This window comes from Nocardioides sp. (genome assembly GCF_035481145.1).
In the GTDB taxonomy this organism is placed as follows: domain Bacteria; phylum Actinomycetota; class Actinomycetes; order Propionibacteriales; family Nocardioidaceae; genus Nocardioides.
Genome location: NZ_DATIHB010000029.1, coordinates 1 through 12449, shown reverse-complemented (window position 1 = coordinate 12449; position 12449 = coordinate 1). Strand labels below are relative to the sequence as shown.

At 70.4% G+C, this 12449-nt stretch carries 14 protein-coding genes; 5 read left to right on the top strand and 9 right to left on the bottom strand.

All coding sequences use genetic code 11. The features are described from left to right. On the bottom strand, nt 1-565 hold a 565-nt coding region (locus VLF38_RS02635; RefSeq protein ID WP_325269740.1), incomplete at its 3' end, for a DAK2 domain-containing protein. A 238-nt stretch (nt 566-803) separates the two neighbouring features. Between VLF38_RS02635 and rpmB the strand changes: the two genes are divergently transcribed. Beyond that, a complete protein-coding gene (gene rpmB, locus VLF38_RS02630; RefSeq protein WP_107700189.1) occupies nt 804-989 on the top strand; it encodes a 50S ribosomal protein L28 in 186 nt (61 codons plus the stop codon). A gap of 257 nt (nt 990-1246) precedes the next feature. Here the strand turns inward: rpmB and VLF38_RS02625 are convergent, their stop codons facing one another. After that, nucleotides 1247-2218: a thiamine-phosphate kinase gene (locus VLF38_RS02625; RefSeq protein ID WP_325269739.1), complete on the bottom strand. Its 972-nt coding sequence runs from the start codon at nt 2216-2218 to the stop codon at nt 1247-1249. A gap of 125 nt (nt 2219-2343) precedes the next feature. Between VLF38_RS02625 and VLF38_RS02620 the strand changes: the two genes are divergently transcribed. Together VLF38_RS02620 and VLF38_RS02615 are read left to right on the top strand one after the other, a co-directional pair. After that, the gene (locus VLF38_RS02620; protein ID WP_325269738.1) at nt 2344-2580 is read left to right on the top strand and encodes an Lrp/AsnC ligand binding domain-containing protein; all 237 of its coding nucleotides are present in this window, start codon (nt 2344-2346) and stop codon (nt 2578-2580) included. Between the two features lie 155 nt (nt 2581-2735). Continuing rightward, entirely contained in the window at nt 2736-3224 is a 489-nt protein-coding gene (locus VLF38_RS02615; RefSeq protein ID WP_325269737.1) for a DUF3515 domain-containing protein, read from the top strand. A gap of 88 nt (nt 3225-3312) precedes the next feature. On the opposite strand, the gene VLF38_RS02610 is transcribed toward VLF38_RS02615, so the two are convergent. Both VLF38_RS02610 and pyrE read right to left on the bottom strand, forming a co-directional pair. Then, nucleotides 3313-4425, bottom strand: a complete 1113-nt coding sequence (locus VLF38_RS02610; RefSeq protein WP_325269741.1) for a D-alanine--D-alanine ligase family protein — start codon at nt 4423-4425, stop codon at nt 3313-3315. A gap of 5 nt (nt 4426-4430) precedes the next feature. Beyond that, nucleotides 4431-4985: an orotate phosphoribosyltransferase gene (gene pyrE / locus VLF38_RS02605; protein ID WP_325269736.1), complete on the bottom strand. Its 555-nt coding sequence runs from the start codon at nt 4983-4985 to the stop codon at nt 4431-4433. Nucleotides 4986-5049: 64 nt separating this feature from the next. On the opposite strand from pyrE, the gene VLF38_RS02600 reads away from it, so the two are divergent. Further along, nucleotides 5050-6153: a PLP-dependent aspartate aminotransferase family protein gene (locus VLF38_RS02600; RefSeq protein WP_325269735.1), complete on the top strand. Its 1104-nt coding sequence runs from the start codon at nt 5050-5052 to the stop codon at nt 6151-6153. Nucleotides 6154-6296: 143 nt separating this feature from the next. Further along, entirely contained in the window at nt 6297-6884 is a 588-nt protein-coding gene (locus VLF38_RS02595) for a hypothetical protein (RefSeq protein WP_325269734.1), read from the top strand. Nucleotides 6885-7325: 441 nt separating this feature from the next. Here VLF38_RS02595 and VLF38_RS02590 read toward each other — a convergent pair whose 3' ends face one another. The 5 genes from VLF38_RS02590 to leuC form a co-directional block, all read right to left on the bottom strand. Then, on the bottom strand, nt 7326-8327 hold the full coding sequence (locus tag VLF38_RS02590) for an NAD(P)H-dependent glycerol-3-phosphate dehydrogenase (protein WP_325269733.1): 1002 nt from the start codon (nt 8325-8327) through the stop codon (nt 7326-7328). Next, nucleotides 8324-9094: a lysophospholipid acyltransferase family protein gene (locus VLF38_RS02585; protein WP_325269732.1), complete on the bottom strand. Its 771-nt coding sequence runs from the start codon at nt 9092-9094 to the stop codon at nt 8324-8326. Before VLF38_RS02585 ends, VLF38_RS02590 begins: the two co-directional genes overlap by 4 nt. A gap of 149 nt (nt 9095-9243) precedes the next feature. Continuing rightward, nucleotides 9244-10017: an HU family DNA-binding protein gene (locus tag VLF38_RS02580; protein WP_325269731.1), complete on the bottom strand. Its 774-nt coding sequence runs from the start codon at nt 10015-10017 to the stop codon at nt 9244-9246. Between the two features lie 210 nt (nt 10018-10227). Further along, nucleotides 10228-10821 (bottom strand): 3-isopropylmalate dehydratase small subunit, encoded by a 594-nt coding sequence (gene leuD, locus VLF38_RS02575; protein ID WP_325269730.1) that lies wholly within the window; start codon nt 10819-10821, stop codon nt 10228-10230. Between the two features lie 20 nt (nt 10822-10841). Continuing rightward, complete coding sequence (gene leuC / locus VLF38_RS02570; protein WP_325269729.1) at nt 10842-12326, bottom strand: 3-isopropylmalate dehydratase large subunit; 1485 nt, start codon at nt 12324-12326, stop codon at nt 10842-10844. Between the last annotated feature and the right edge of the window lie 123 nt (nt 12327-12449).

Sequence of the window (12449 nt, the reverse complement as noted above, 5' to 3'; positions counted from 1 at the left end):
GGCCGCCGGCGTCGACGACACCGGCGTCAGCGAGCAGCTTGAGCTGCTGGGGCGTGCGCTCCAGCGCCTCCCGGGCCGCTGCGGCTGCGGCGGCGATCGTCGGCGCCGAGCTGTCGTTGGGGGCGACCGCCATCGCAGCCTCGGCAGCGGCCTTCATCACGCTCAGGATCGTGCCCTCGACGGGCGTGCCGACCGCGGCGTACGACGCCTCGGAGCCGTCGCGGAACGCCTCGGCCAGGACGATCGACTTGCGCTCGTCGGGACCCGCCTTGCGCAGGCGCGCGACCAGGGCGCCGAGCAGCTGGCTCAGGATCACGCCGGAGTTGCCACGCGCGCCCATGAGCGAGCCCCGCGCCAGTGCCTTGAGAGCAGCGTCGCCGCCCTCACCCCGGGCCACCGCGTCGAGCATGGCGTCGCGGCCCGCCTGCACCGTGAGGAACATGTTGGTGCCGGTGTCGCCGTCAGGCACGGGGTAGACGTTGAGGGCGTCGATCTCCTCGCGCGCCTCGGCCAGGGCGTCGGTGGCGATCTCGACGAAGCGGACGACCGTGTTGACGTCGAACATGTCCCCCGCCTCTCGCTCTCACTCGCGCCCGCGACCGACCCCGGCGGCCGGTCTACTCTTGCGACGCACACGTTAGTGGTTGGGTCCCACGGCCCGGGGGTAGCGGCCGATTCGCGTGTGTGGCGCGCTTTCGCTTACCCTTGTGCGGTTGTCCCGTGCCGACGCTCCCGACTGTGTGGTCGTGTGGCTGTCCGTGGGACTCGAAGACCTCGTCCCGATCGATCTCCAGGAGTAACCCGTGGCTGCCGTCTGCGACATCTGCGCCAAGAAGCCCGGCTTCGGCAACAACCGTCCGTGGTCGCGCAAGATCACGAAGCGTCGCTTCAACCCGAACATCCAGCGCGTCCGCGCCACCGTCAACGGTGCGCCGAAGCGTCTCAACGTCTGCACCGGCTGCCTGAAGGCTGGCAAGGTCACTCGCTGACACAACGCAAAGGGCCCCGACCGAGCGCACACGCGCTTGGTCGGGGCCCTTTGCGTTGTGCCTGACGTGGTCAGGACACGTCAGGCAGGAGCCGAGACGGCGGTTGCCTGCTGCGAGCGCAGCGAGCCAGGCGGGCAAGCGCCGTCTCGGCGAGGTGTCCGCCGGGAGCCGAAGCCGAAAGGCAGCGCGAGCGAGCGCAGCGAGCAAAGCGCGACGCGGGGACGGTTTCGGCCTGCAGGTCCGCGCCGCCTCGGCGATCAGAAGTGGGTCCAGCCGGCGGGTCCGGCGTACGGCGCCCCGTCGACGAGGACCCGCGGCCCGTCGTCGTCCGCCTCCAGCACGGAGCCGATGACCGTCCACCCTCCCGGCACGTCGGCGGTCGACGGGAACGAGGCCAGCAGCGGGTGGTCGTCTCCCCCGCCCAGGATGAACTGCATCGGGTCGGCGTTCAGGGCCGCCCCCACGGCGTGGAGCGGCTCGGCGATCTCGAAGGCGTCCGTGCGGATGTCCAGCACGACGCCGGAGGCGTCGGCAACGTGACGCGCATCCGCGACGAGCCCGTCGGAGACGTCGATCATCGCGGTGGCACCCGCGTCCGCAGCGACCGGCCCCGCGGCGTACGGCGGCTCCGCACGGCGGTAGGCCTCGACCAGCACACGCGGCGAGCGGAAGCCGCGGCCGAGGACCGCGAGGCCGCCCGCGGCCCAGCCCTGGCGTCCACAGAGGGCGAGCACGTCGCCGGGGTGGGCTCCGGAGCGCAGCACGGGCGCGACCGTGCAGCCACCCATGACGGTGACGGCGAGGACGAGGGTCTCCGACCGGGTCACGTCGCCCCCGACGACCACGGCACCGACCTTGGCGCACTCGGCCGCGAAGCCGCGGGCGAAGTCGAGCACCCACGCGACGGGCAGGTCGGCCGGGGCGGCGATGCCGATGGTCACGGACGTCGCGGTGCCGCCCATGGCATTGATGTCGGAGAGGTTCTGCGCGGCGGCGCGGGCGCCGACGTCCTCGGCGGGCACCCACTCGCGGCGGAAGTGCCGGCCCTCGACCATGAGATCGGTGGAGACCACGGTGTGGCCGTTGCGGATCCGGAGCACCGCGGCGTCGTCACCCGGGCCCACCAGGACGTGCTCGGCGGTCGCGAAGAGCGCCGTCACGGCCTCGATCAGCGGGAATTCGCCCACGTCGGCGAGGGTGGCAGTCGCGGAGAAGCTGGGAGCCGGCATGGGGTCCATCCCACCAGTCCCCGGTTGGGCCGTGGGGGTCGACACGCGCCGGGTTCGGAGTACGTTGAGGAGTCCACCGCCGCGACACCCGTCCAGCGCGGGGCCGTTCAGCCAGGGAGGCCGAGATGTCCGTCCACGCCTACATCCTGATCCAGACCGACGTCGGTCACGCCGCCGAGGTCACACACGCCGTGACCGCCGTCCCGGGGGTGGTCTCCGCCGACGACGTCAGCGGTCCGTACGACGTGATCGTCCGCGCCGAGGCGAAGAGCGTCGATGCGCTCGGCCACGACGTCGTGGCCAGGATCCAGGCGCTCGACGGGATCACCCGCACCCTCGCGTGTCCCGTCGTACACCTCTGACCCGTACGGCCCACGTGCCGCCTCGTGGGGCGAGCACGTCGGGACACACGTCCGTACGCCGCAAGCTCGGCGCCGCGGGAGGAGTGGCGACGATCCGGGATACGTGTCCGTACCTGTACGGCCGGGTCGGGCACCGCAGTGGGAGGATGCTTGGCGTGCCCCGCCTGACGCCCCTGCTGCCCCTGCTCGGCCTGACTGTGCTGCTCGCCGCCTGCTCCTCCGGCGACGTCGAGATCTCCTCCGGCGACGTGACGCCGGCCGAGCGCGCTGCCTGCGAGAAGCTGCTCGACACCGTGCCCGCTGAGCTCGACGGCCTGACCGCACGCGAGGTCACTCCGGCGACCGCGCTCGGCCGCGCCTGGGGCGATCCGGCCGTCGTGCTGAGCTGTGGCGTGGCGATGCCCGAGGGCTTCCAGCCGGGCGCCTCGTGCGAGGAGGTCAACGGGGTGGGGTGGTACGTCCCGACTGACCAGTTCTCCGACCTAGGCCAGGACCTCACGGTCTACACGATCGGCCGCGAGCCCGTCGTCGAGCTCGTCGTTCCGTCCGAGCAGCGCCGCGATGCGGCGTTCGCGGCGGATGCCCTCGCGACGCTGGCCGATCCGGTCAAGCGGGCGATTCCCGAGACCGAGCCCTGCATCTGACCGGTCAGCGCAGGTCGGTACCTACATGACCTGCACCTCCGGGGCTCACTTCCGCGGAGCCTCGTCCCTCGGCGCCACTCCGGCTCCCTCAGCGCAGGTCGGTCGAGCGCTCCAGCGCCTGCTGGATCAGCAGGTCCACGAGCTCGGTGTAGTCGACGCCCGACGCGCCCCACATCTGGGGATACATGGACGACGGGGTGAAGCCCGGCATCGTGTTGAGCTCGTTGACCACCAGCGAACCGTCGGGGAAGACGAAGAAGTCGACCCGCGCCAGGCCCTCGCAGGCGACGGCGTCGAAGGTGACGACCGCGAGCTCCTGCATGCGGGCCAGGAGCTCGTCGTCCACCTTGGCCGGGCAGTCGATCTCGGTGTGCTCACCGGGGAGGTACTTCGCCTCGAAGTCGTAGAACTCGTGGTCGCCGCCGATGCGGATCTCGGCCGGGAGCGACGTCCGCACCTCGCCGTCGGGCATCTGCAGGACGCCGCACTCGATCTCGCGCACGCCCGCGGCGAAGCTCTCGACCAGCACGCGCGGATCGTGGGCGATCGCCTCCTCGATCGCGCCGTCGAGCTCGGAGGCGTCGTGCACCTTGGAGATGCCGATGCTGGAGCCGCCACGAGCCGGCTTCACGAAGAGCGGGTAGCCCAGCTCCTCCGACCGCGCACGGCAGGCGGCGGCGTCGCTCGCCCACTCACGGGCGGTGACCACGATCGACGGCATCGTCGGTACGCCGGCGGCGTTGAGCGCGACCTTCATGAAGCCCTTGTCCATGCTGACCGCGGAGGCGAGGACACCCGCCCCGACGTAGCGCACGCCGGCCATCTCGAGCAGGCCCTGGAGCGTGCCGTCCTCGCCCCACGGACCGTGCAGGAGCGGGAAGACGACGTCGACGTGGCCGAGCACGCCAGCCATCTCCGTCGCGTCGGTGATGACGAGCTCGGTGCCGGTGGCGCGCTGCTCCAAAGAGACAGACGGCAGCGAGGCGTCGACGGACGGCAGCAACCGGTCCGTGATCGTGAGGCGGTCGAGGTCGCCGGTCTCGAGGACCCAACGACCGTCCTGCGCGATGCCGATCGGAATGACGTCGTACTTCTCCCGGTCGATCACCTTGAGGACGGATCCGCCGGTCACACAGGAGATGCCGTGCTCGGTCGAGCGGCCGCCGAAGATGACGGCGACGCGGGGCTTCGCGGACTCCACGGCGTTCACCCGCGCGCCTCCTGAGCGGCGTCCAGGTCGGCGCGGGTCAGCACCGGGCGGATCTCGAGCGCGACGTCGTCGAGCGGGTTGCCCTCGGGACTGCGGTCGATCGCGCACACGACGGTGTCGATGACCGCGCCGGCCGGGCGGAGCACGTTGACGGCGTCGCGCACGGCGCCGCCGGAGGTGATGACGTCCTCGATGAGCGTCACGCGCTTGCCGTCGAAGGCCGGGCCCTCGGCGAGCTTGGCGGTGCCGTACTCCTTGGCCTTCTTGCGGATGAAGATGACCGGGATGCCGGTCTTCGCGCTGACCATCGTCGCGATCGGGATGCCGCCCATCTCGAGGCCACCGAGCAGCTCCGTGCCCTCCGGCAGGAGGTCGACCATCTGCGCCGCGACCCGCTCGAGCAGCGCCGGCTGGGCCTCGAAGAGGTACTTGTCGAAGTACGTGTCCGAGACCTGCCCCGAACGGAGCACGAACTCGCCGCGGAGGCGGCACGTGGCGTCGATGTCGGCGGCAAGCATGCTCTTCATGGCGCTCTCAGTCTGATCAGTCACGGCGCACATCATTCCCTACGGTGGCCCGCACCGGCGCCTTCGGCCCCGGCCCTAGGCTTCAGGCATGGCTGACCAGTCCCCCGTCGTTCCCGCCTCCACCTCCCAGCCCGTACGCCGCCCGGCGACGGTCGCGGTCCACGCCGGGCGTCCTGCGCGGAAGCCCGATGCGCCGTTCAACGAGCCGATCACGATGGCGTCGGTCTACGTGGCCGGCGGCGACGTGGAGTACGCCCGCTACGGCAACCCGACGTGGGCGGCGTTCGAGGAGGCGCTGGGCGCGCTGGAGGGCGGCCGGTGCCTGTCGTTCGCGAGCGGTCTCGCCGCTGTGGCTTGCGTGCTCGACCTGGTCGGACAGGACGCGAAGGTGGTCATGCCCCGGCACTCGTACCAGGGCACCATCATGCAGCTGGGCGACCTGGAGGCGCGGGGCCGGCTGAAGGGCGTGCTCGTCGACATCGAGGACACCGACGCCGTCATCGCTGCGTGCGATGACGCCGCGCTGGTCTGGCTGGAGTCGCCCACCAACCCCGCGCTCGAGGTCGCTGACATCGCCGCCATCACCAAGGCGGCGCACGCGGCAGGCGCCTACGTGGTCGTCGACAACACCTTCGCCACTCCCCTGCTCCAGCAGCCGCTGCTCGACGACGTCGACCTGGTGCTGCACTCGGCCACCAAGTACATCTCCGGCCACAGCGACGTGCTGATGGGCGCGCTCGTCACGCGCGACGAGCAGCTCTTCGACGTACTCAAGAAGCGGCGCGACCTGACCGGTGCCGTGCCCGGCCCGATGGAGGCGTGGCTCGCGCTGCGCGGCCTGCGCACCCTCCACCTGCGGGTCGAACGCGCCCAGGCCAATGCGCAGGAGCTCGTCGCGCGGTTGGGCGGGCATCCCGCGGTGGCGAAGGTCCGCTACCCCGGCTTCGGGGCGGTCATCGGTGTCGAGTTCACGCAGGGCGTGCTCGCCGCCGAGCTGCTCGTGCAGAAGACGAAGCTCTGGGTCCACGCCACGTCGCTGGGCGGTGTCGAGTCGACGTTCGAGCGCCGCCGCCGCTGGAAGACCGAGTCACAGACGATCCCCGAGGACCTGGTCCGGATGAGCGTCGGCATTGAGGACGTCGAGGACCTCTGGGACGACCTGCGGGTCGCGCTCGACACGCTGGTGGGCTGAGGCCCCGCTACCGCCCCCGCAACTGGTCTCGATTGGCAGAAGATCGGCCCTGAGAGCTGCCACTTCTGACCAGTTACGGGCTCCTCCACAGGCCCACGCGCCCTCGGTCGCACGGAGGGCCGCGATCGCGCAACCTGCCGGGCATGGCAGAGATCCTCACCCCTCCCGTCCTGCGGCCGCGCGGCCCGCAGTGGAGGCACATCGCGTACGACGTGACTGTGCCCGTGAACCTGACCGGCCGCGCGGCGTTTCTCGCCGAGCTGGCTGCCTGGCAGCACCACCTGCCGCCGAGCGCTGTCTTCACCGGTCTGACATCGGCCGCGATCCATGGCCTGTGGCTGCCTGGGCCGATCGATGCCCTGCCGCACTTCGTCGCGATGGGCACGGTCAAGGGCGAGGTAAAGCCGATCCGGAAGAGCCTGCGGATCAGTCGGCATCCGGCGCCACCAGCAAGCGTGACCGTCGACGGTCTGCGGGTGGCGACTGTCGGCGAGACCCTCCTGGCCTGCGCTCGGGTCCTCGGCCCCCTCGACCTCGTGATCCTCACCGACGCGGCGCTGCATCTGGAGAGGTGCGGGGCGGCTGACATCGCGTCGTCAATCGGCCACCGCCGCAAGGGAGCGCCCGCGCTCCGCGAAGCGCTCGCGCTCGCTGACGCCCGGTCGGAATCAGCCTGGGAGACCGTGCTCCGGTTCCTTCACCACGTGCTCGGCGTCGCCGTCACACCCTAGGTCAATCTCTACGACCGAACGGGAGGCTTCCTCGGCCGCGCCGATCTCCTGCTCGACGACCCACTGACTGCCACGAGTACGACGGAGCGGGCGACCGCGAACCGGCCCAGCACCGCAAGGACCTCAAGCGGGAGCGAAAGATTCTCAACGGCGGGTACTCCAGGCGCGGCTACACCTCCGACGTACTCCTGCGGAATCCGGCCTCGGTGCTCGAGGACTGCGAGCGGGCGTTGGGCCGAAGCCTGCCGCGAGCGGCGCTGCTCGAGTGGCACCGCTTGCTCGCGGACTCCCTACTCACCGCGGGAGGCCGACGGCGCCTGGCACGCCGGCTCGGGAGCTGAAGCCGTCCCCCGCAACTGGTCTCGATTGGCAGAAAATCTGCCCTGAGACCTGCCACTCCTGACCAGTTGCGAAACCGGCAAGCTCGACTCGGCCGCTCGTTCAGTCGGTCTCGGCCTTCGTGTCGCGCTGGATGAACGCCTGCATCATGTCGGTCGCGGTGAGCCGGCCGGCGACGACGGCGTCGACGTGCTCGGCGATCGGGGCGTCGACACCGGTCTGCTCCGCCAGCGCGAGCAGGGACGAGCAGGACTTCGCGCCCTCGGCGACCTGGCGGGTCGAGGCGTAGATCTCCTCGGTCGTCAGGCCGCGGCCGAGCTTCTCGCCGAAGGTGCGGTTGCGCGAGAGCGGCGAGGAGCAGGTGGCGACCAGGTCGCCAAGGCCGGCCAGGCCCATCAGCGTGAGCGGGTTGGCACCCAGCGCCATCGCGAGCCGGGCGGTCTCCGCCAGCCCGCGGGTGATGACGGAGGCGGTGGTGTTGTCACCGAAGCCGAGACCGACCGCCATGCCCACCGCCAGACCGACGACGTTCTTGTAGGCGCCGCCGAGCTCGCAGCCGAGGACGTCGACGGAGGTGTAGGGACGGAACGACGGCGAGTGGCACAGGGCCTGGAGCCGCTTGGCGACCTCTTCGTCGGCGCACGCGACGACGGACGCCGCGGGCTCGCGGCGGGCGATCTCCTTGGCCAGGTTCGGCCCGGAGACGACCGCGATCCGCTCGGGACCGGCGTCGGTCACCTCGGCGATCACCTCGCTCATCCGCTTGAGCGTGCCGAGCTCGACACCCTTCATCAGCGAGACCATCACCGCGTCGTTCGGGATGTACGGCGCCCACTCGGCGAGGTTCTCGCGCAGGGACTGGCTGGGCGTGGCGAGCACGACGACATCCGCGCCGGCCAGTGCCTTCTCGGGGTCGTGGGTGGCCGAGATGGACGGCGGCAGCTCGAGCCCCGGCAGGTAGTCGGTGTTCTCGCGACGCTCGTTGATGGTCTGGCAGACCTCCTCGCGGCGGCCCCAGATCGTCACGTCGTTGCCGCCGTCAGCCAGCACCATCGAGAAAGCGGTGCCCCACGAGCCCGCACCGAACACGGCGATCTTGCTCATGCCTGGTCCTTCTTCCGCTTCTTCTGATGGGGGTTGCCGATCTCGGCGACACCCGCTGCCTTGGGGTCGAACCGCTCGGCGGGTGCCGGCTGCCCGCGCAGCTCGGCGACGAGCGTGGTGAGTGCGGCCATGATCCGGTCGGTCGCCTCGTCGATCTTCTCGCGCGTGACCTCACCCTCGCAGAGATCGGCCAGGTCGATCGGGTCGCCCGCCCTGACCTGAACGGTCGCGCGCGGGAAGAGGCGCGGAGCCTTGGCGTACGGCGCGAGGATCTCCTGCTCGCCCCAGTGGGCGACCGGAACGACGGGCGCACCGGACTCGAGCGCCATGCGCGCGGCACCGGTCTTGCCTCGCATCGGCCAGAGGCCGGGGTCGCGCGTGACGGTGCCCTCGGGATAGACGACGATGCACTCACCCTCACGCAGCGCCTCGATCGCGGCGTTGAACGCGCCGACCGCGTCGGCCGACATGCGCGCGACGGGGACCTGCTTGGTGCTGCGTGCGAGCCAGCCGACGACCGGGACATCCCAGAGACCGGCCTTGGCGAGGAAGCGGGGCATGCGGCCGTGGTCGTGCACGTAGTGCGCGATGGTGAGCGGATCGATCTTGGTGACGTGGTTGGCGACGAGGATGACGCCGCCCTCGGCGGGGATCTTCAGTCCGTCGGTCCACTGGCGCCGGCTCATGCCGACGAGGACGGGCTTGATCGCCACCTCGGCGAACCGCCAGCCGACGCCACGCTTTCGCGGCAGCTTGCGCACCGTCACCTGTCACCTCATCCATCTCGCGGCAGCGACGCCGCGTCACGCACAACGGGGAGCAGGCTATCGACTCCCCCACCCACCCGCCGGTGTCCCACGCGGAAATGGCACTGCGGCGCCGCCCCCGGGGACGGCGCCGCAGTCGTGGTACGAGCTCAGGAGCCGGACGCCGGAGCTGCCTTCTTGGCAGGTGCCTTCTTGGCCGCGGTCTTCTTCGCCGCGGTCTTCTTCGCAGCCGCCGACGTGCCCGCGGCCTTCTTCGCCGCGGTGCCGGCCGCCTTCTTGGCGGGGGCTGCGGCCTTGGTCGCGGCCTTCTTGGCAGGCGCCGCCTTCTTGGCCGCGGTCGTGGCGGCCTTCTTCGCGGGGGCCGCAGCCTTCGAGGCCGCCTTCTTCGCAGGGGCCGCAGCCTTCGAGGCCGCCTTCTTCGCCGGCTCGGTGGCCTTCGCAGCCGCCTTCTTTGCAGGCGCCGCCTTCTTGGCCGCCGTGCCCGCGGCCTTCTTCGCCGGGGCGACGGCCTTGCGGGTCGCCGCGGACGTGCCCGACGCCGCCTTCTTGATCGGGTCGCCCGCCTTCTTGGCCGGCTCGGACGCCTTGGCAGCCGCGGCCTTCACGGGAGCCGCCTTCTTGCTGAGGTCGAGCTTCGGTAGCTTCTTGGCGCCGGAGATCACGGCCTTGAGATCGGCACCCGCGGTGAACTTGGGGATCGCCGTCTTCTTGGCCTTGATCCGCTCCCCGGTGCGCGGGTTGCGCACCATCCGCGCGGGACGGATCCGCTTCTCGAACGAGCCGAATCCGGTGATCGCCACCTTCTCGCCGCGGGCCACCTCGCGGGTGATGGTGTCGAGGACCGCGTCGAGCGCCGCGGCCGCCATCTTGCGGTTGCCTTCATAGCGCGCAGCGAGTGCGTCGATCAGCTGGGTCTTGTTCACGGGCTTCCCTTCCGGTGCAGCGAGTCGGGTCCGCCCCGACGCTCTCTTCGCAAGGTAGGGACTCCTGCGCACCGCCACAACGACCCTGCGTGCTTTGGTCGCACCTTTTTGTGCGCGCCGCAAGCACCCGGCGTACGACGAAGGGCCCGGCCGCTGCTGCGACCGGGCCCTTCGGTTGTGCGTTTCGCCTTGCAGGCAAGGGGAAACGCGTCAGGCGTGCTGCGTGACCGGCTTCCACGCCGGGCGCTGGGCCTCGTACGTCGAGATGTCGGCCTCGTTGCCGAGGGTGATGCCGATGTCGTCCAGGCCGTTGAGCAGGCGGTAGCGCGTGTAGTCGTCGATCTGGAACGGGGCGACCAGGTCACCGGCGGTGACGGTCTTCGCCTCGAGGTCGACGGTGACCTGCGTGGTCGGGTCGGCCTCGACGAGGGCCCAGAGCTGGTCGATGACGTCCTGCTCGACGGGGACCGAGAGCAGGCCGGCCTTGCCGGAGTTGCCACGGAAGATGTCGGCGAAGCGGCTCGAGAGCACGACCTTGAAGCCGTAGTCCATGAGCGCCCAGACGGCGTGCTCACGCGAGGAGCCGGTGCCGAAGTCGGGGCCGGCGATCAGGATCGAGACGCCCTGGTACTCCGGCTTGTTGGCGACGAACTCGGGGTCGTTGCGCCAGGCGGCGAAGAGGCCGTCCTCGAAGCCCGTGCGGGTGACGCGCTTGAGGTAGACCGCCGGGATGATCTGGTCGGTGTCGACGTTCGAGCGACGCAGCGGGAGCGCCGTACCGGTGTGGGAGGTGAACTTCTCCATGACTGTTCCTTCTCTCCGGATCAGACCAGGTCCGCCGGCGAGGCCAGCGTGCCCTTGACGGCGGTGGCGGCAGCGACGGGGATCGAGACGAGGTGCGTGCGACCGCCCTTGCCCTGACGGCCCTCGAAGTTGCGGTTGGACGTCGACGCGGAGCGCTCCTGCGGCTTCAGCGTGTCGGGGTTCATGCCCAGGCACATCGAGCAGCCCGCGCCACGCCACTCCGCACCGGCCTCGATGAAGACCTTGTCCAGGCCCTCCTCCATCGCCTGGTTGCGGACGCGGACCGATCCGGGAACGACGAGCAGGCGGGTGCCCTCGGCGACCTTGTGGCCCTTGATGATGTCGGCGGCGAGGCGGAGGTCCTCGATGCGACCGTTCGTGCACGAGCCGACAAAGACCGTGTCGACCTTGACCGAGCGCAGCGGCTGGCCGGCCTCGAGGCCCATGTACTCCAGGGCCTTCTCGCAGGCGAGCTTGTCGGACGGGTCCTCGAAGTCCTCCGGAGCGGGGACGTTGGCACCGAGCGGTGCACCCTGGCCCGGGTTGGTGCCCCAGGTGACGAACGGCGTGACGTCGGCCGCGTCGATCACGATCTCCTTGTCGAAGGTCGCGTCGGCGTCGGTGACGAGGGTCTTCCAGTGGGCGACAGCGGCGTCCCAGTCGGCGCCCTTCGGGGCCTCCGGCTTGCCCTCGATGTAGTCGAAGGTGGTCTGGTCGGGGGCGATCATGCCCGCCTTCGCACCCCACTCGATCGACATGTTGCAGATCGTCATGCGGCTCTCCATCGAGAGCGCCGAGATCGCCTCGCCGCGGTACTCCACGATGTAGCCCTGGCCACCACCGGTGCCGGTCTGGGTGATCAGATAGAGGATCAGGTCCTTGGCGGTGACGCCCTCGGCGAGCTCGCCGTTGACCGTGACGGCCATCGTCTTGGGCTTCGCCTGCATCAGCGTCTGCGTCGCGAGGACGTGCTCGACCTCGGAGGTGCCGATGCCGAACGCGATGGCGCCGAACGCACCGTGCGTCGAGGTGTGCGAGTCACCGCAGACGATCGTCATGCCCGGCTGGGTCAGTCCCAGCTGCGGGCCGACGACGTGGACGATGCCCTGCTCGATGTCGCCGAGCGGGTGCAGGCGGACGCCGAACTCCGCGGCGTTCTTGCGCAGGGTGTCGACCTGGGTCTTCGAGACCGGGTCGGCGATCGGCTTGTCCCAGTCGAGCGTGGGGACGTTGTGATCCTCGGTGGCGATCGTCAGGTCGGGCCGGCGCACGGGACGGCCGGCGAGCCGCAGACCGTCGAAGGCCTGTGGACTGGTGACCTCGTGGACCAGATGGAGATCGATGTAGATCAGGTCGGGTTTCGACGCCCCGTCCCCGCGGACGACGACGTGGTCGTCCCAGACCTTCTCGGCGAGAGTGCGTGGCCCCGTTGGGGTGTTCGGGGTGTCCGCAGCGCTGTATGTCGCGCCCGCAGGGCTGTTCGATCCGACTGGGTTGTTCGTCATGGCTGCACTCGCATCCGTCTCTGGCAAAGTCGCTGTCGGCGACCGGAATGGGCTGCGGATCACCGACCGACGTGCATCTCAGTATTTGGACAGCTAGTATCGTCCTATGGGAAAGGATAGCGC